General features: G+C 36.5%; 19 protein-coding genes and 1 pseudogene. 18 read left to right on the top strand and 2 right to left on the bottom strand.

Annotation, left to right across the window (positions count from 1 at the left end):
• Positions 1–16 precede the first annotated feature (16 nt).
• From AC4BC7_RS01905 to AC4BC7_RS01940, 8 genes and pseudogenes are all read left to right on the top strand, one after another.
• Positions 17–1,867: a diol dehydratase reactivase subunit alpha gene (locus AC4BC7_RS01905; RefSeq protein WP_490503668.1), complete on the top strand. Its 1,851-nt coding sequence runs from the start codon at positions 17–19 to the stop codon at positions 1,865–1,867.
• On the top strand, positions 1,857–2,207 hold the full coding sequence (locus AC4BC7_RS01910) for a glycerol dehydratase reactivase beta/small subunit family protein (protein ID WP_068561800.1): 351 nt from the start codon (positions 1,857–1,859) through the stop codon (positions 2,205–2,207). Before AC4BC7_RS01905 ends, AC4BC7_RS01910 begins: the two co-directional genes overlap by 11 nt.
• Positions 2,208–2,224: 17 nt before the next feature.
• Positions 2,225–2,740 (top strand): cob(I)yrinic acid a,c-diamide adenosyltransferase, encoded by a 516-nt coding sequence (locus AC4BC7_RS01915; protein WP_068561802.1) that lies wholly within the window; start codon positions 2,225–2,227, stop codon positions 2,738–2,740.
• Positions 2,741–2,767: 27 nt separating this feature from the next.
• Positions 2,768–3,199: a GlcG/HbpS family heme-binding protein gene (locus AC4BC7_RS01920; protein WP_490503670.1), complete on the top strand. Its 432-nt coding sequence runs from the start codon at positions 2,768–2,770 to the stop codon at positions 3,197–3,199.
• Between the two features lie 524 nt (positions 3,200–3,723).
• On the top strand, positions 3,724–4,428 hold the full coding sequence (locus AC4BC7_RS01925; RefSeq protein WP_490503671.1) for an MIP/aquaporin family protein: 705 nt from the start codon (positions 3,724–3,726) through the stop codon (positions 4,426–4,428).
• Positions 4,429–4,597: 169 nt separating this feature from the next.
• A complete protein-coding gene (locus tag AC4BC7_RS01930; RefSeq protein WP_490503672.1) occupies positions 4,598–5,020 on the top strand; it encodes a DUF4430 domain-containing protein in 423 nt (140 codons plus the stop codon).
• On the top strand, positions 4,999–5,550 hold the full coding sequence (locus tag AC4BC7_RS01935; protein WP_490503673.1) for an ECF transporter S component: 552 nt from the start codon (positions 4,999–5,001) through the stop codon (positions 5,548–5,550). Before AC4BC7_RS01930 ends, AC4BC7_RS01935 begins: the two co-directional genes overlap by 22 nt.
• A gap of 362 nt (positions 5,551–5,912) precedes the next feature.
• Positions 5,913–6,167, top strand: a pseudogene (locus AC4BC7_RS01940) (IS30 family transposase); the annotation flags it as partial.
• Positions 6,168–6,186: 19 nt separating this feature from the next.
• On the opposite strand, the gene AC4BC7_RS01945 reads toward AC4BC7_RS01940, so the two are convergent.
• Both AC4BC7_RS01945 and AC4BC7_RS01950 read right to left on the bottom strand, forming a co-directional pair.
• On the bottom strand, positions 6,187–7,131 hold the full coding sequence (locus AC4BC7_RS01945) for an IS3 family transposase (RefSeq protein ID WP_490504395.1): 945 nt from the start codon (positions 7,129–7,131) through the stop codon (positions 6,187–6,189).
• The gene (locus tag AC4BC7_RS01950) at positions 7,017–7,580 is read right to left on the bottom strand and encodes a helix-turn-helix domain-containing protein (RefSeq protein WP_311055572.1); all 564 of its coding nucleotides are present in this window, start codon (positions 7,578–7,580) and stop codon (positions 7,017–7,019) included. Before AC4BC7_RS01950 ends, AC4BC7_RS01945 begins: the two co-directional genes overlap by 115 nt.
• A 94-nt stretch (positions 7,581–7,674) precedes the next feature.
• On the opposite strand from AC4BC7_RS01950, the gene AC4BC7_RS01955 reads away from it, so the two are divergent.
• The 10 genes from AC4BC7_RS01955 (at position 7,675) to infB (ending at position 17,030) form a co-directional block, all read left to right on the top strand.
• Positions 7,675–8,865: a class C sortase gene (locus AC4BC7_RS01955; protein ID WP_207940243.1), complete on the top strand. Its 1,191-nt coding sequence runs from the start codon at positions 7,675–7,677 to the stop codon at positions 8,863–8,865.
• The gene (locus tag AC4BC7_RS01960) at positions 8,862–9,710 is read left to right on the top strand and encodes a class C sortase (protein ID WP_207940244.1); all 849 of its coding nucleotides are present in this window, start codon (positions 8,862–8,864) and stop codon (positions 9,708–9,710) included. Before AC4BC7_RS01955 ends, AC4BC7_RS01960 begins: the two co-directional genes overlap by 4 nt.
• Positions 9,711–9,870: 160 nt before the next feature.
• Positions 9,871–11,247 carry a helix-turn-helix domain-containing protein gene (locus AC4BC7_RS01965; RefSeq protein ID WP_490503674.1) on the top strand — a complete coding sequence of 459 codons (1,377 nt, stop codon included), beginning with the start codon at positions 9,871–9,873 and terminating at the stop codon, positions 11,245–11,247.
• A gap of 166 nt (positions 11,248–11,413) precedes the next feature.
• Positions 11,414–11,851, top strand: coding sequence for a DUF4234 domain-containing protein (locus AC4BC7_RS01970; RefSeq protein ID WP_207940246.1), 438 nt, complete (start codon positions 11,414–11,416; stop codon positions 11,849–11,851).
• Positions 11,836–12,207: a DUF2752 domain-containing protein gene (locus tag AC4BC7_RS01975; protein ID WP_207940247.1), complete on the top strand. Its 372-nt coding sequence runs from the start codon at positions 11,836–11,838 to the stop codon at positions 12,205–12,207. The genes AC4BC7_RS01970 and AC4BC7_RS01975 overlap by 16 nt, the downstream gene beginning before the upstream one ends.
• A gap of 129 nt (positions 12,208–12,336) precedes the next feature.
• Complete coding sequence (gene rimP, locus AC4BC7_RS01980) at positions 12,337–12,810, top strand: ribosome maturation factor RimP (RefSeq protein ID WP_207940248.1); 474 nt, start codon at positions 12,337–12,339, stop codon at positions 12,808–12,810.
• A 20-nt stretch (positions 12,811–12,830) separates the two neighbouring features.
• On the top strand, positions 12,831–13,973 hold the full coding sequence (gene nusA / locus AC4BC7_RS01985; protein ID WP_207940249.1) for a transcription termination factor NusA: 1,143 nt from the start codon (positions 12,831–12,833) through the stop codon (positions 13,971–13,973).
• Between the two features lie 17 nt (positions 13,974–13,990).
• Complete coding sequence (rnpM, locus tag AC4BC7_RS01990; protein ID WP_207940250.1) at positions 13,991–14,287, top strand: RNase P modulator RnpM; 297 nt, start codon at positions 13,991–13,993, stop codon at positions 14,285–14,287.
• Positions 14,280–14,582 (top strand): YlxQ-related RNA-binding protein, encoded by a 303-nt coding sequence (locus AC4BC7_RS01995; RefSeq protein ID WP_490503675.1) that lies wholly within the window; start codon positions 14,280–14,282, stop codon positions 14,580–14,582. Before rnpM ends, AC4BC7_RS01995 begins: the two co-directional genes overlap by 8 nt.
• Positions 14,583–14,594: 12 nt before the next feature.
• Positions 14,595–17,030 (top strand): translation initiation factor IF-2, encoded by a 2,436-nt coding sequence (gene infB / locus AC4BC7_RS02000; RefSeq protein ID WP_490503676.1) that lies wholly within the window; start codon positions 14,595–14,597, stop codon positions 17,028–17,030.
• Positions 17,031–17,034 lie beyond the last annotated feature (4 nt).

The following is a 17,034-nucleotide window of genomic DNA, read 5'->3' on the forward strand; positions in this document are numbered from 1 at the left end:
AGGGAAGGAGAAACATGTGGAAATTATTGCAGGAGTTGATATTGGGAATGCTACAACAGAAGTTGCATTGTCTAAATTGGATAATGGCAAGATAGAATTCCTTTCTAGTGGAATAGTTCCAACAACAGGAATAAAGGGTACAGAAGAAAATACACAAGGAGTTTTCAATTCCTTAGAGCAGGCTTTAAAGAAAGTTTCCATGGAGCTTAAAGATCTTGATCTAGTGCGAGTCAATGAAGCTGCTCCGGTTATTGGGGATGTAGCAATGGAAACTATAACTGAAACGATAATAACTGAATCTACTATGATAGGGCATAATCCTTCTACACCAGGGGGAGTAGGCCTTGGAATAGGGAATACTATATACATAGAAGATTTAGACTCAATTCAGGTAGAAAATCTCACTAAAGATGATCAATTTATAGTTTTGATATTGAAGGATATAAATTTTCTAGAGGCTGCTGCACGGATAAATGCAGGCGTAAAAAGAGGAATAAATATAACAGCAGCTGTAGTTCAGAAAGATGACGGGGTTTTAATAAGTAATAGATTAGAAAGAAAAATACCTATTGTTGACGAAGTGACGTTATTAGAAAGAGTTCCAATAGCAATGAAAGCAGCAGTAGAGGTAGCAGATCAAGGAGGCGTAGTAGAAACTTTATCAAATCCTTATGGTATTGCTACCGTCTTCGGACTATCATCAGAACAAACAAAGCTTATAGTTCCTGTATCTAGAGCTCTAATTGGAAACAGATCTGCAGTGGTTATAAGGACTCCCAAAGGAGATGTACAGGAAAAGAGAATTCCGGCAGGTAAAATCCATATAGACGGATTAAGGCGTAAAGAAATGGCAGATGTGCAAGATGGAGCTTCAAAAATAATGGAATCAGTTAAATTATGTGCTCCTGTGCAAGATATAAAGGGTGAAGCTGGTACAAATGCTGGCGGCATGCTTGAGAGAGTAAGACAAGTGATGGCTGGGCTAACAAATCAGAAAATAGCGGATATAAAAATTCAGGATCTTTTAGCCGTAGATACTTTCATACCTCAGAAAATAAAGGGCGGCCTAGCAGAAGAGTTCTCTATGGAAAATGCAGTAGGGATAGCTGCTATGGTTAAGGCTGATAAGCTTCAGATGCAGATGATTGCGGACAAACTCCAGGATAAATTAAAGGTTGCTGTAGAAGTTGGAGGAGTGGAAGCGGACATGGCCATAAGAGGAGCTCTCACTACACCAGGAAGTAGCTCCCCCCTTGCAATCCTTGATATGGGAGCAGGTTCTACAGATGCATCTGTCATAAATAAACAAGGAGAAATATCTTCTATCCATTTGGCTGGTGCTGGTAATATGGTAACAATGCTGATCAAATCCGAATTAGGGTTAGAAGATTTTGACTTAGCAGAAGATATTAAGAAATATCCGCTAGCAAAGGTAGAAAGTTTGTTCCATATAAGGCATGAAGATGGTACTGTAGAGTTCTTTGAAAATCCCCTAAAGCCTTCTGAATTTGCAAAAGTTGTTATATTAAAAGATGGCATGCTGATTCCAATAGATGGACAGAGCTCTTTAGAAAAAATAAGAACCATAAGAAAATCAGCCAAAGAGAAAGTATTTGTTGAGAATTGTATCAGAGCACTAAATATAGTGTCTCCGACTGGAAATATAAGAGATATAGAGTTTGTAGTATTGGTAGGAGGATCTTCTCTAGATTTTGAGGTGCCTCATCTAGTTACCGATGCCCTCTCTCAGTATGGAATAGTAGCGGGAAGAGGCAACATAAGAGGAATAGAGGGGCCAAGAAATGCTGTAGCAACAGGACTTGTTTTAGCGTTAAACGGAAGTAGGCAGAAAGCTGATGAAAAATAATAAGTACGAGAAACCAAGTATATGTATTTTTTGCTCTTCGGAAATCAAGGACATATCAAATTTTAGTGATTTGTTCTTTGGTATAGAAGAAGAAGGTATTCCGTATGAAATTAAAAGGAAAAAAGAGTCGGATGCCTCTGAGTTAAGCTATCGAGCTGCACAAGAGTCAAGGTTAGCTGTTGGCATAGGAATCCATAAAAGTGGAGAAATAGCATTAACTTTTAATAAGCTGAAAAAGGACGAACCTTTATTTAGCGCACATCTGAACTCTGGAGAAAACATTCTGAGAAATTTAGGTGCGAATGCAGGAAGGTTGGTTAAGGGGATATCGTTTAAATAAATTTCAGGAGGGATTGTATGAGTCGGATTTATACTAGAACTGGAGATAAGGGTACGACAGCATTATTTGGAGGTAGTCGAGTAGAAAAAGATAATTTAAGGGTAGAAGCCTACGGAACTATAGATGAAGTTATCTCTTCCATGGGAGTTGCCTATTCCTTTATACAGGATGAAGAACTTAAAAATGAAATAGCGTATATCCAAAAGCAGTTATTCGTATTAGGTGCAGAACTCGCTAGTGATGAAAAAGGTCTAAAGAATCTAAAGGAAATAATTCAGCAGAACGATATAGATGAGTTAGAAAAAATTATAGATAAATATATGGAGAAAGCAGGGCTTTTTAAAGGATTTGTAACTCCTGGTAAGAGTACCGCATCAGCAATGCTCCATGTAGCAAGAACTGTTGCAAGAAGGGCAGAGAGAGCAATAATAACCTTGAACAGAGAAAATCAGGTAAGAGAAGAAATAAAAAAATATGTAAATCGCCTGACAGATGCCTTATATGCTATGGCCAGATTTGAAGAAGAAAAGTAAAAATCTGTTTATGAGAGGATAAGAGTCATGAAAAAGTTAAGAGAAATGAAACAATTAAGCTTGGAGATTGTGAAGGAGATGGCTGCAGCAGCAGAAGCAAAAGCAGGTGACATAAATGTACAAGTAGTATTTGCGGCAGTAGATGTAGGTGCTAACTTAATGCTTATGCATAGGATGGATGATGCCTTTATAACAAGTACAGAAATAGCTATAAATAAAGCGTTTACTTCAGCGGCCTTAAAAAAAGGAACGCATGAAGTGACTCCAGACATTCAACCAGGAGAAAGTCTTTATGGGCTGCAGTTAACAAATAACTGCAAAATAGTACCGTTTGGTGGAGGCCTTCCAATAATAGTTGATGGACAAGTTGTAGGTGCAGTTGGAGTAAGTGGTGGAACCGTTCAAGAAGATATGGCGATAGCAAAGGCCGCTATAGAGGTTTTTGAAAAACAGTTTTAATATTAAAAATTCACGTTTGCATTCAAAAAAACGAATCGACCATTTTTTTTGAAGCGGTTGGATAAGCCGTAAGGGTTAGTTTCCGCCAATCCAACACTAGCAAGGTTTTTTATGCGAAAAGAATGTTTTCCAGTTAATTACAATACAGTAGAATATCGGAGAATCGTTATTTTCGCTAATACGGATGTCAATCATAACATATCGTGCGAAATCCCGATACCATTATGAAAATTTGACTGACTTAGTAAAATACCAAATATCTGCTCAAAAAAATGAATCGCAGAAGAACTCAATTCCTGATTTGTATGATTATTTTGTAAATATAGTGGCCACAGCGCATCTCTCCTTAACAATTCTTATGTAATGATTACATTTATTTAAAGAGAGGTGTCTTTTTGCACATATTTTGTAGATCACACATTCAGAGAATCAAATACAGCAACGAGGTAGCTTATATTCTCAGCTGCAAAAGTTGTGCTAAGAAGAAAATTAATATTTACCTCAGAATTGAAAGGATGATAAGGATGTCAAAATATCTAGCGGAAATGTTAGGAACTATGGTTCTAATAATCCTAGGAGATGGAGTAGTTGCTAACGTATTATTAGATAAAACAAAAGGGCAAAATTCCGGGTGGATTGTAATTACAACAGGATGGGGTTTAGGTGTTACTATAGCAGTTTTTATATTTGGTCCTATCAGTGGAGCTCATATTAATCCAGCTGTAACACTTGGGCTTGCAACGATAGGGAAATTCCCTTGGAGCAGTGTTCCTGGGTATATCGCCGCTCAGCTTGTAGGTGGATTTTTAGGAGCATTAATAGTTTGGTTATTCTATAAAAATCATTTTAATGAAGGCGATAATCAGAGTGAAAAACTTGCTGTATTCTGTACAGGACCGGCAATCAATGATACATCATCAAATTTCTTCAGCGAATTTATTGGTACATTTTTATTAGTTTTTGCTTCGTTAGGTCTTAATAATACACCTATGGTCAATGGACTAGCACCTGTGGCTTCGGGTCTTATCGTCTGGTCAATAGGAATTTCTTTAGGGGGAACTACAGGTTATGCAATAAATCCAGCCAGAGATTTTGGTCCTCGTCTGGCACACTATATTGTACCTATACGTGGTAAAGGAGATTCAGAGTGGGGGTATGCTTGGATTCCAGTAATCGGCCCTGTCATTGGAGGAATGACTGCAGCTGTAGTTTTTAATAATATTTTTTAATTAACATTACGTTTATGTAGATTGGAAAAAGGATTTCGATTTTATTGTTCAAAAACTAAAGGTGGCAAGTTATTTTTTCGATAATTCTTTTATAGGAATAAAAAAATACTAATAGACATTTGTCAGAGCTAAAATTTGGCAGTATGGGAAAATAATAGGGGTGTAAAATATGAAAAAATTATTACTTGTATTATCTTTAAGCTTTGTTTTGTACGGCTGTTCAACAACAGAGACATTCGACACATCGTCTGAAGAACTCGTTTTATCCGAGGAAGTCAGCTCGGAAGCAGCGGAGACAGTTAGTGTTACAATCTCATTGACGGATGGCGGCACAGTCATCGTAGGATCTGAAAAAACGGTTGAGGTCGAAGCGGGCGCGAACCTGTTGGCTGTCATGAGAGAAAATTATGCAATCGAAGAAGCTGATGGCTTTATCACTGCCATCGACGGCCATACACAAGTGGAAGAGACAGCCGAAACAAAAGCCAAATATTGGTTGTTTGATGTAAATGGCGAGTCTTCGATGGTCGGAGCCGCTGATGTGGCGCTCCAAGAAGGAGACGTAATCGTATGGAACCTGACAGAAATGTAAAGAAGACTGTGGGTTTCGGGGTGAGGCGGCTAGCACTGTTGTCGATTTTGACGGCTTTGTGCTACGTCGGGAGGATGGTGTTCCAGTTCATCCCGAATGTGCAGCCGGTGACAGCCGTGCTGATCATCCTGACACTTACATTGGGCATGGCGGATGGGTTTATTGTAGCCATCCTGTCGATTGTTTTGACCAACTTCCTGCTGGGAATGGGACCGTGGACGATTGCACAGATCGCCGGTTTCGGCTTTCTGATCGTGGTCACGGGTGTGTTCGTCAAGCCGTTCTACTGCACAAATCAAAAAAAGATCCACAGAATCCTATTTGCACTGTTTGCCTTTTTCGGAGGACTGCTGTACGGATTCGTCATCTCTGTCATTTCCGTAAAATTGATGGGTATCAATAGTTTTTGGGCCTATTACATCGCCGGCATTCCTTTCGATCTCCTTCACGGACTGGGGAATGCCGGATTCTATCTGATTCTGGAGCCGATTTTGGTGCCCTTGTTAGCAGCATATAAAAAAAGATATTGAACAAAAATCCTATGAGGAGAGCGTTCTCGTTTAAGAGAACCTTCTATGTTTCTTATATTTTTAAGGTATCATGATATCCGCCAGCCAAAATTACCACTAGTGACATAGTTATTACCAGTCAGTGACACAGAACTTACCACTCAGTGACATTGAAGTTACCATTCGGTAAAATATATAATTAAATCAACAATACCTCCAATATAATGAAGGAGCACACGATTGTGCAAAAATATTATATTGAAGGTTTTTTTTATGATTCAATATCGCGCCGATTGTAAAATTAAGCGAGACAAATAAAAAAATCATTTATGTTACACTCAAATTGTAATTCCGTCGAAAGAATACAGGGAGAGTGAACATAAATGACCTATACCCATCTTACACCAAATGAACTCGTAATTATAGAGGCATATTTTCATCAAGAAACACCCGTTGCTTTCGTTGCCAAGAAACTTAAGCGTGGTAGACAGGCCATTTACAATGTTTATCATTTTCTTAAACAAGGAAAAACGGCTCTCGAATACCTCGAACAGTATAAGAAAAATAAAAAACGTTGTGGAAGAAAGCCGATTGAAATACCCAAAGCAGAAAAAGAATACATCGAAGGGTGGCGACCCCTAAAAGTTAGAGTTTTTATTATGCAGCTGATTGGCTGGATTGAATTCGGTATTCGACCGGACTCAGTCCAGCCAATTTTACTTTTGATCGTACGTGGTTATACCAGTAGATGTATTCTTTAATTCGTCGTTTTAATTCTTCATAACTGACTAGTTTCTCTCCATAATACATTTCTTGTTTTAATATGCCAAAGAAATTCTCCATCGAAGCATTGTCTGCACACGTTGCTTTACGTGACATACTCTGGAATACATTGTTTTTATTTAATGTTTTTACCCATTTATTATGTTGGTAATGCCAACCTTGATCCGAATGGATAGTTGTACGGTAGGTTGCGTGATTCTTTATTATCTCTATTGTTTCATTTAGTGGCTCCATGACTAAATCTAATGTTGGGCGTTTCTTAATTCCAAACGCAATCACTTCTCCATTATATAGGTCAAGAATAGGGTTTAAATACAACTTTTCTTCCCCTAGACATTTGAATTCCGTAATGTCAGTTACTAGTTTCTGAAATGGGATAGGTGTACTAAACCGACGTGACAATCGATTCTTCACTATTTTTCCAGTAGTTCCTTTATATGAATTGTATTTACGGGATTTTCGCATGAATTTTACACACTTTAATCCTAGCTCTCGCATAATGCGATACACCTTTTTATGATTAATACAGTATCCTAATTTCTTTAACTCGTCTGTAATCCGTTTATATCCATAACGTTCATAAAACGCCTTAAATAGGTGAGTAATGCGTTCTTTTAGTTCGATATCCAGATCTTCTTTTCCGAAGTTCTTGACATGATAGTGATAGGTTGCTTCGGGAATTCCCACAACTAGGATAATATCCTTTAATCGGAACCCTTCTTCTTTAAGTTCGAATGCCCATTTTGCTTGCGCTTTTCGAGTAAGACATTCGGATTTTCCCGAAAAGCTCTCAGCTTTTTTAAATAGGCAATTTCTAATCTCAGTAGTTCATTCTCTCGTTCTAACTCCGTTTCACGTGTGAACTTGTTTTCTTCCTTTTTCGTTTGTTTATTTAGTTTCTTAGTCATAGAAGGTCGCTCCTTTGATTTTGGTTTCAAGCCTTCTATCCCTTGAGAATTAAAATCTTTCATCCAACGATAAATTAATGAAGGATTATTTAATCCGAATTGTTCAGTCGTTTCCTGATAAGAAGCACCTGTGTCTAACATAAATTGTATCGTATTTAATTTAAATTGAACAGGATATACTTCCTTCCTTTTTCTTCGTTTTAATCCCTCCATCCCTTGTGTTTTATAAGCTCTTACCCAATTTTGTAATGGTGTTGCAGAAGGCATATTGTATTTCTTCGCCAATAATTTATAACCAATATTTCCATCCAAATACTCCGTAACAAGCTTTATTTTAAATTCTTCACTATATTTAGCCATAAAAATACCCCCGAAAGTTAGATTTATTACTCTAACTTTCGGGGGTCGGTACCTTTTCGGAGTTACCTTTTTATTTAGAGAAAAGGAGCTAATGATGGATCAAAACTTGAAAAACGAACGAATAAATCTTTTATTGAAACTACTGATGGCGTTATTATTTCTAACTGGTGCAGTGACTTTTAGTTATCCCTTCGTAGTAGACGCTATTAATAACTATTATGACCAGAAGACGATTGAAAAAATGCATCGCGAAAATCAAGAACAATTACTGACTGAACGAGAAGAACATTTATCGAAAATGAAGCAACAAAATGACGTACTTCGGACTAATAAACAAACGACCAATATTCCAGGAATGGGCTTAGTGGAGGATCCTTTTGAAGAATCTATTGGCAATACGCCGAATCCTGATCGCCAATATTTTTCAGACCATACAATTGGCGCCATCTATATTCCTAAAATCCATGTTAGTCTCCCGTTGTTTGATGAAACCAATTCACTGTTGTTAGAAAAAGGAGCGACAGTTTTACAAGGAACTTCTTTACCAATTGGTGGAAGTGATACCCACTCGGTAATTACTGGTCATAGCGGTTTACCCAATAAATTATTATTTACTGATTTAGAAAAGTTACAACAAGATGATGTGTTCTATCTTGACGTTGCTGGAGAAAAATTAGCCTATCAAATTGAGCAGTTTAACACAGTACTACCACATGAATTAGAGGATTTGAAAATTAAGGAAGGGAAAGATTTAGTAACGTTGGTGACTTGCACACCTTATATGGTGAATACGCATCGCTTATTAGTCACGGCTCATCGGATTCCTTATATAGAAGAAGTCATGGAAAAAGAAAAAGAGCAAACAGAAAAGTACCACTATCAGCGATTTTGGTTATTCATGTTGGCTATTCCAGTAGTTTTAGTTTCCATTGCTTATTGGATGTGGCGCAAATTTGTTTATTATCAAAGCGGAAAATATCGTTATGATTTTCAATTTATCTACCTTAAAAATGGAGAACCATTGGTGGGACAACGATTTATTTTATCGAAACGACACAAACAGATTGCCATAACAACCAGTAATCAAGATGGCAAGGTATGTTTTTCTCAAATTCGTGGCGGTTGCTATTGGGTAACGCCTGCAAACCGAGAGCAGCCCAAAATTAAAGGGTATATATTTCGTTTAAAAGAGAAGCAATTCCTATTGAGAAGTCGTTCGATTATTCGAAAGGATAAGCGAGCTGATACTACTTGCTATTGGATAGAGGAAGGAAAACGAAAATGAAAAAATCAAAGCGACAGTTGTTTTCTCGTATTGCTGTTATCTGCTTATTTTGTACGGGAGTCATGGTTATGACCTATCCATTTTATGTTAACGCATTAAACAATTTTTTAGACCAACAACAAATGACATATTATTTAACAAAAGAAAAAAATGTGGCAGCAGAACGCCAACGACTAGAAGTCGAAAACGAGCGTTTGAAAACGGAAGGCCTTGCACCAGGTGCCGATCCTTTTAGTGAATCTCCTTCCCAAAAAGCAGATGAGCAATATTATCAGCAACATTTTATCGGAAAAATTAACATTCCAAAATTGGCCGTTGAATTGTCTTTATTTGATACAACCACGCCATTATTGTTGGAAAAAGGTGCCACTGTATTAGATGGGACGAGTTATCCTGTGGGTGGAGATGGAACCCACGCAGTCATTACTGCTCATCGAGGATTGCCGGAAAGAGAACTATTCACCAATCTTCCTAAATTAAAAAAGGGCGACCTCTTTTTAATAGACATTTTAAATCAAACATTAGCTTATGAGGTGAGGGATATTCAAGTAGTGGAACCGCATGAAACCTCTTTACTACAACTAGTTGCTGAGAAAGACTTAGTAACTTTAGTAACCTGTACGCCCTACATGATTAATTCACATCGTTTGTTAGTCACTGGTGAGCGTGTTCCTTATACAGCAAACGTTCAAAAAGAACAAGAAGCAGGAAATCGTCAACGATTTTGGGAGCAAATTATCATAGCCGTAGGAATTGGTATTTTTCTAATAGTTAGTATAGGCATGATTGCACATCAGATTTATAGATTTAAGTTGAAAAATAATCCAAGCTCCAAGAGTGAGTAGTCGTTTCTATGGGATAAATGTTATTAAGACATAACTGAAAGATACGAGTATTTCAAATTAGTCATAAATTGATTTATAGAATGCTGAAAATTGAGGAGGAAATTTATGTTTGGTTTCGCTAAGATTAACTTACGGAATACACAAACTGAGGAGGAAGTGTATGTTTGGATTCTCTAAGGAAATACTTTTAAAAAAAGAATTACTCTATTTTCTAGACAAACAAGAAGAAGGCGTGTCAAGTAAAGATATTTCAGATTATATACAATCACTAACTAGTCAAACGGTTCGAAAATATCTAAAAGAAATTGCTGAAAGTATTTCAGAACTCTATTCGCCAGAACAAATGCAATTAAATATAGGCACTCGTTATGGAAGTTATTTATTACGAAAAGGAACCAATTTTGATTGTTATTTTGAAGAACTTTATACTAAAAATATTGTGTATCATATCTATCAACAATTAATTTTGCACCGTTCGTTCCTTACGTCAGACTTCTGCCAAAGACATGCAGTTAGCATGTCTACTTTACGTCGCATAATTAAGAAAATAAATGATGCATTGACTGATTATCAAATTCATTTGAAAATTGGCACAAAAGTTACCGTTGTCGGTAATGAAAAGCAAATTCGCGTCTTCTTTTTTATGTTTCTTTATACTGTTCATCGAAAATTATCTTCTATACAATGGATTGATTCAGAAAAATATCTGAAATTAGGTCAGCAAATTTGTGAAGCTTTCTATATTTTTACCGACAATGAACATATGGAAATTCTGGGTATCTGGCTGTTCATCAATCAACAATCTGATCAATTAGGAAAACCGATTGAATCAAACGTGTCTGAAAACTTTACTTCAATTGTCTTACCCGATAGTGAATTGTCTTTGGATACTTGGGAGTTTATATTGATTGTTATGTATGTATTAGATTTAGTTGAATTTGAACCAGAATTAAATTTTGAAAAGATACATCAAAATTCTTTTTCTGATAGTGCTCGAAAATGGCTTCTTTTTTATGAAAATCGTGTTCGACAAATGATGCCGAAAGAAAAGGAAAATCTCTATTTGCAAATGTATAAATTATCTATACTCGATCAAATTGTTCCGACTTCTGAAAAAGTAAAAGCCGTTTTTTCAATCTTTGATGAAGCGAAAGTGCAAGAAATCTATCCTTATTTTTGGATTGAGTTTGAAAAAATGTGGGAAGCATTTGTTTCTCAATATACTCTATTAGATACTAAGAAATACAAGCAAATTTTTTTAGAATGGACATTGCAATATGCTTCAAAAGAAAAACTTTTTCCAATTATCCAAATGTATTTAAAGTCTAGTTTGCCAAAAATAGAGATTCAGTTAATGAAAAAGACGATTGAACATAAAATGTTGAATATGGCACAGATTGTTTTTGTTTCTGAGGAAAAAATTGCGGATATTACGTTGTCTACGGAAACCACCCAAAAAGGTATGTTAATAAATGCTAATTTAACTGAAAAAGATTTTTCAGTAATAAAAGAAGGAATAATGAAGTTGCTTCAATAACTAGTAGTTTATAGAGCATAGAAATTTTTTGCTTTTAAAAAGAGAATGATGAAAAATGGTTCTGAATGGTTAAATAAAACTAATTTTATTTAAAAATCCCCATATTTTCTTATCAATTTGTTTATTTCATTGTATACTAAGTTGAGACAAACAAAGGAGAGAAATTATGCAAAATAGACGTCTTCTTGGACGCGAGCGTTCAGTATTACTGGTAGTTGTATTAACTTTAATCACATGCGGTATTTATTTCTTTGTATGGATGTATCAAGTAACCAAAGAATTAACAGAATATACAGAGGATTATCGTTTAAGTCCAGGATTAGCTGTGGTTTTTACATTATTAACATGTGGTTTTTACACGCTTTATTGGTGGTATCGCATCAATAATTTAATGATGACCGCTCAACATGAAACAGGGTATCAAGTAATGGCTGATAACAAATGGCTATTTCTATTATGTAGTGTTGTTGGTTTTAGTATCATTAATATGGCGATTATTCAATCTGATTTAAATCTTTTATGGGAGCGTGCAGAAGTTGCAGAAGAACCTCCAATAGAAGAAACACCTTTTCAGTCTTCAGATGACGAATGGACCGATTATTAATGTGTATTTTTAAATGGATGACAGGATTGCCTTGTCCAGGTTGTGGGATGACACGAGCATGTCTACACGTTCTTTCAGGAAATTTTGAAGAAGCTTTTTATTATCATCCGCTATTCTGGTTAGTTCCGATCGTTTTTGGAATCGTCATCTTTCAAAAGTATTCATTGATTTCAAAAATATATCATTCTAAATTATTTTGGAGTAGTGTCCTTAGCTTAATTGTAGGTGTATATATTTATCGAATGCTGCAATTTTTTCCAAATCAAGCACCGATGGATTTTGAAACACAAGCATGGATACCAAGACTATTCGCTACGCTATGGGAACAAATGACTACTATAGCGCGCGAAACTTGAATTTATACCAAAGTTATGTTATATTCATAAACGTAATGATAGTAGAGGTGAGTGAGGGCGATTTTTTCCCTCACTCTTTTTATGGAATGAAGCAAATTTCATTCATTGAAATAAAGGAGGCGATAAATTTTGAGTACTGTGGTGGAAACTGTAACCGAGTTAGTAACCCCTATTTTAGAGGAACAAAATTTTGAGTTAGTAGAAGTAGAATTTGTGAAAGAAGGCAAGAATTGGTTTCTTCGTGTCTTCATTGACAAAGAAGGTGGCATCGATATTGAAGAGTGTGCCTTTGTCAGTGAGCATTTGAGCGAAAAGTTAGACAGCATTGATCCTGATCCTATTCCTCAAGCATACTTTTTAGAAGTTTCTTCTCCAGGAGCAGAACGTCCATTGAAGAAAGAAGCAGATTATCAACGAGCATTGGGTGAATACATCCATCTCTCTCTTTACCAACCATTAGATGGAGAAAAACAATATGAAGGATTTTTACAATCCTATGATAATGCTGAACTTATTCTAAAAATTAGAATTAAAACAAGAGAAAAAGAAATTACTGTTGATCGCAAAAATATTGCGAAAGCTCGTCTAGCTATTCAATTTTAAACACGGAGGAATCAAAGACAATGAGTAAAGAAATGTTGAACGCATTAGATGCTTTAGAAGCTGAAAAGGGAGTTTCTAAAGAAATTGTTATTGAAGCATTAGAAGCAGCATTGATTTCTGCTTATAAACGTCATTACGGACAATCACAAAATGTAGAAGTGGAATTTGACCAAAAAAAGGGAAATATTCACGTCTATGCGGTCAAAGAAGTTTCTGAAGAAGTTATGGACTCTCAATTAGAAGTCTCTTTAAAAGAAGCCATCACAATTAATCCTGCTTACGAAATCGGTGACAGAATCCGTTTTGAAGTAACACCAAAAGACTTTGGACGTATTGCCGCACAAACAGCAAAACAAGTTATTTTACAACGTGTACGTGAAGCAGAACGTAACATCATCTACACTGAATTCAGTGCATATGAAAAAGACATTATGCAAGGAATTGTTGAACGCCAAGACAATCGTTATATTTATGTAAATCTTGGAAAAATTGAAGCTGTTTTATCAAAACAAGATCAAATGGTTAATGAATTTTATCAACCACATGATCGTATCAAAGTCTACGTTTCACGTGTTGAAAATACTTCAAAAGGTCCACAAGTCTTTGTAAGTCGTAGTCATCCAGATTTATTACGTCGTTTATTTGAACAAGAAGTGCCAGAAGTGTATGATGGTATTGTAGAGATTGTCAGCATTGCTCGTGAAGCAGGCGATCGTTCAAAAATTGCTGTTCGTTCACATGATGCAAATATTGATCCAGTAGGTACTTGTGTGGGACCCAAAGGACAACGTGTACAAGCCCTTGTTAACGAATTAAAAGGCGAAAATATGGATATCGTAGAATGGAATGAAGATCCAGCTGTTTTCATTGCAAATGCGTTAAATCCAGCAGAAGTAAGTGATGTTATTTTTGATGCAGAAAATCCAAAAGCATGTACCGTTGTAGTGCCAGATTATCAATTATCGTTAGCAATTGGTAAACGTGGACAAAATGCACGTTTAGCTGCTAAATTAACTGGCTATAAAATTGACATTAAGTCAGAATCAGACATGAAAGATTTTTATGCACAACTAGACAATGAAGAAATTGTAGAAGAAATTGATGCAACTATTGATGAAGCAGAAGTTATTTTAAATGACGACGCAACATCAGTAGACGAATAACATCTGGAGGGATTCTAATGAAAAAAAGAAAAATTCCTTTGAGAAAATCAGTTGTATCAGGTGATATGTTTCCCAAAAAAGAATTGTTGCGAATTGCCCGCTCAAAAGAAGGCGAAGTTTCAATTGATCCAACTGGTAAAAAACCAGGTCGTGGTGCGTATATTGCCATTGAACCAAGTGAAGCGCAACTTGCATGGGATAAACGCATTTTAGACCGTGTGTTAGAAGCCAAACTGACGGATGAATTTTATCAAGAATTATTAGATTATGTAACACACCAAAAAGCGCGTCGAGAGTTGTTTGGCAATGAATAGACAAAAAGCGCTCAATATGTTAGGACTAGCAATGCGTGCTGGTAAACTGGTAACCGGTGAAGAAATGACGATTACAGAAGTGAAATCGCAAAAAGCGAAACTTGTTTTAATCGCCCATGATGCTGGTAAGAATACACAGAAGAAAGTAAAGGACAAAAGTTCTTTTTATCAAGTTCCTTGTCTTGACCATTTCAACTCAAATGAACTGAGCCAAGCTATCGGTAAAGACCGTATGGTGGTTGGCATTCTGGATAGTGGATTTGCCAAGAGAATCGAGGAATTAATATTAGGTTAGGAAGGTGATTGCATGGGGAAAAAAAGAGTATACGAACTTGCAAAAGAAATTAACAAATCAAGTAAAGAGATTGTCGATAAAGCACAATCACTAGGCTTTGACGTGAAAAATCACATGGGAGTAATCTCAGATAGTGAGGAGAAAAAATTACGTCAAACATTAGGCGGAGGTGCAGCAAGACCAAATAAACCAGCATCCCAAAAACCAGTAAACCAACAAAATAACGCACAAGGCGATAAGAAATTCCAATCGCAAAGAAATAATCCTAACTTCCAAAACCGTCAAAATCAAAGTGGAAACCAAAATCGTTCAAATAATCAAGGGCAACGCACTAACAATCAAAACCGTCCGACACAAGGACAAAATCAAAATCGCCCGACACAAGGACAAAATCAAAACCGTCCAACTCAAGGCCAAAACAACCAAACTCGTCCAGCACAAGGTCAAAATAATCATCAAAATCGCTCAACTACTGCACAAGGACAAAGCAATAATCAAAACCGTTCAAATACAGGACAAGGGCAAAACAATAACCAAAATCGTAACCGTAACAATAACTTCAATAATCGTAACAGTTTTGGTGGCAATCAAAACCGTAATAAATTTAATAAAAAAGGGAAAAAAGGAAAACAACATCCTCAATCCAATAAACCTGCAGTGCCGGCACGTAAGTTCCGTGAATTACCAGAAGTTTTAGAATATACAGATGGCATGAACGTAGCAGATATTGCGAAAAAAATCTATCGTGAACCAGCTGAAATTATCAAAAAACTCTTTATGATGGGCGTTATGGTTAACCAAAACCAACCATTAGATAAAGATACAATTGAGTTGTTAGCGACAGATTACGGCATTGACCCACAAGAAAAAGTTCAAGTGGATATTGCAGATATCGATAAATTCTTTGAACCAGAAGAGTTAAAAGAAGAAAATCTTGTGTCTCGTCCACCAGTTGTAACCATCATGGGGCACGTTGACCATGGTAAAACAACATTACTTGATACATTACGTCATTCACGTGTTAGTGTAACAAGTGGCGAAGCAGGCGGTATTACCCAACATATCGGTGCGTACCAAATTGATATTGATAATAAACCAATTACTTTCTTGGATACTCCAGGACATGCGGCGTTTACAAGCATGCGTGCACGTGGAGCAAGTATTACAGATATTACGATTTTAGTTGTCGCAGCAGATGATGGTGTAATGCCTCAAACAATTGAAGCAATTAACCATGCGAAAGCAGCGAACGTTCCAATTATTGTTGCTGTAAATAAAATCGATAAGCCAGCAGCTAATCCACAACATGTGATGCAAGAATTAAGTGAATATGAATTAATTCCTGAAGCATGGGGTGGCGATACAATTTTTGTTGAAATCTCAGCAAAATTTGGACAAAATATTGAAGAATTATTAGAAATGATTCTATTAGTTGCGGAAGTAGAAGATTTGAAAGCTGATCCAACTCAACGCGCAATCGGTACAGTAATCGAAGCTCGTTTAGACAAAGGAAAAGGTCCTGTAGCGACTTTATTAGTACAACAAGGTACGCTACACGTAGGAGATCCTATCGTTGTCGGTAATACGTATGGTCGTGTCCGTGTGATGACGAATGACTTAGGCCGTCGTGATAAAACTGCTGGTCCAGCAACTCCAGTTGAAATTACAGGATTAAATGATGTACCTCAAGCAGGTGACCGTTTTGTTGTCTTTGAAGATGAGAAAACAGCTCGTGCAGCCGGTGAAGAACGTGCGAAACGTGCGTTAGTGGAACAACGTGCATCAAGTTCTCGTGTCACATTAGACAATTTATTTGAAAGCCTAAAAGAAGGCGAATTAAAAGACGTGAATGTTATTATTAAAGCTGACGTTCAAGGTTCTGCCGAAGCTTTAGCTGCTTCATTGAAGAAAATTGATGTGGAAGGCGTTCGTGTAAATATTGTCCATTCAGCAGTTGGTGCGGTGAATGAAAGTGATGTCACTTTAGCTGCAGCAAGTAATGCGATTATCATTGGATTTAATGTACGTCCAACGCCACAAGCGAAACAACAAGCTGATGCGGAATCAGTAGACATTCGCTTACACCGTATTATTTACAAAGCAATTGAAGAAATTGAAACAGCGATGAAAGGGATGCTTGATCCTGAATTTGAAGAAAAAATTACAGGTCAAATGGTCGTTCGTGAAACGTATAAAGTTTCTAAAATTGGTACAATTGCTGGTTGTTACGTAACAGAAGGCTTTATCCGTCGTGATAGTGGTGTTCGTGTGATTCGTGATAATATTGTTATCTACGAAGGTGAACTAGCTAGCTTGAAACGTTTTAAAGATGATGCCAAAGAAGTAAAATTAGGCTTTGAATGTGGAGCGATGATTGATAAATTCAACGACATCAAAGTAGATGACGTAATCGAAGGATTCGTTATGGAAGAAATTAAAGCAAAATAATTAA

The sequence above is a fragment of the Enterococcus sp. AMC1623 genome (assembly GCF_058216495.1).

Bases quoted from the DNA above. Each gene is read 5' to 3' on its own strand.
- AC4BC7_RS01960 (WP_207940244.1), top strand. From the start codon at position 8,862: ATGAAAAAATCAAAGCGACAGTTGTTTTCTCGTATTGCTGTTATCTGC.
- AC4BC7_RS01975 (WP_207940247.1), top strand. From the start codon at position 11,836: ATGGACCGATTATTAATGTGTATTTTTAAATGGATGACAGGATTGCCT.
- AC4BC7_RS01955 (WP_207940243.1), top strand. From the start codon at position 7,675: ATGGATCAAAACTTGAAAAACGAACGAATAAATCTTTTATTGAAACTA.
- AC4BC7_RS01965 (WP_490503674.1), top strand. From the start codon at position 9,871: ATGTTTGGATTCTCTAAGGAAATACTTTTAAAAAAAGAATTACTCTAT.
- rnpM (WP_207940250.1), top strand. From the start codon at position 13,991: ATGAAAAAAAGAAAAATTCCTTTGAGAAAATCAGTTGTATCAGGTGAT.
- AC4BC7_RS01915 (WP_068561802.1), top strand. From the start codon at position 2,225: ATGAGTCGGATTTATACTAGAACTGGAGATAAGGGTACGACAGCATTA.
- AC4BC7_RS01925 (WP_490503671.1), top strand. From the start codon at position 3,724: ATGTCAAAATATCTAGCGGAAATGTTAGGAACTATGGTTCTAATAATC.
- AC4BC7_RS01920 (WP_490503670.1), top strand. From the start codon at position 2,768: ATGAAAAAGTTAAGAGAAATGAAACAATTAAGCTTGGAGATTGTGAAG.
- AC4BC7_RS01970 (WP_207940246.1), top strand. From the start codon at position 11,414: ATGCAAAATAGACGTCTTCTTGGACGCGAGCGTTCAGTATTACTGGTA.
- AC4BC7_RS01930 (WP_490503672.1), top strand. From the start codon at position 4,598: ATGAAAAAATTATTACTTGTATTATCTTTAAGCTTTGTTTTGTACGGC.
- AC4BC7_RS01935 (WP_490503673.1), top strand. From the start codon at position 4,999: ATGGAACCTGACAGAAATGTAAAGAAGACTGTGGGTTTCGGGGTGAGG.
- AC4BC7_RS01950 (WP_311055572.1), bottom strand. From the start codon at position 7,580: ATGGCTAAATATAGTGAAGAATTTAAAATAAAGCTTGTTACGGAGTAT.
- AC4BC7_RS01910 (WP_068561800.1), top strand. From the start codon at position 1,857: ATGAAAAATAATAAGTACGAGAAACCAAGTATATGTATTTTTTGCTCT.
- infB (WP_490503676.1), top strand. From the start codon at position 14,595: ATGGGGAAAAAAAGAGTATACGAACTTGCAAAAGAAATTAACAAATCA.
- nusA (WP_207940249.1), top strand. From the start codon at position 12,831: ATGAGTAAAGAAATGTTGAACGCATTAGATGCTTTAGAAGCTGAAAAG.
- AC4BC7_RS01995 (WP_490503675.1), top strand. From the start codon at position 14,280: ATGAATAGACAAAAAGCGCTCAATATGTTAGGACTAGCAATGCGTGCT.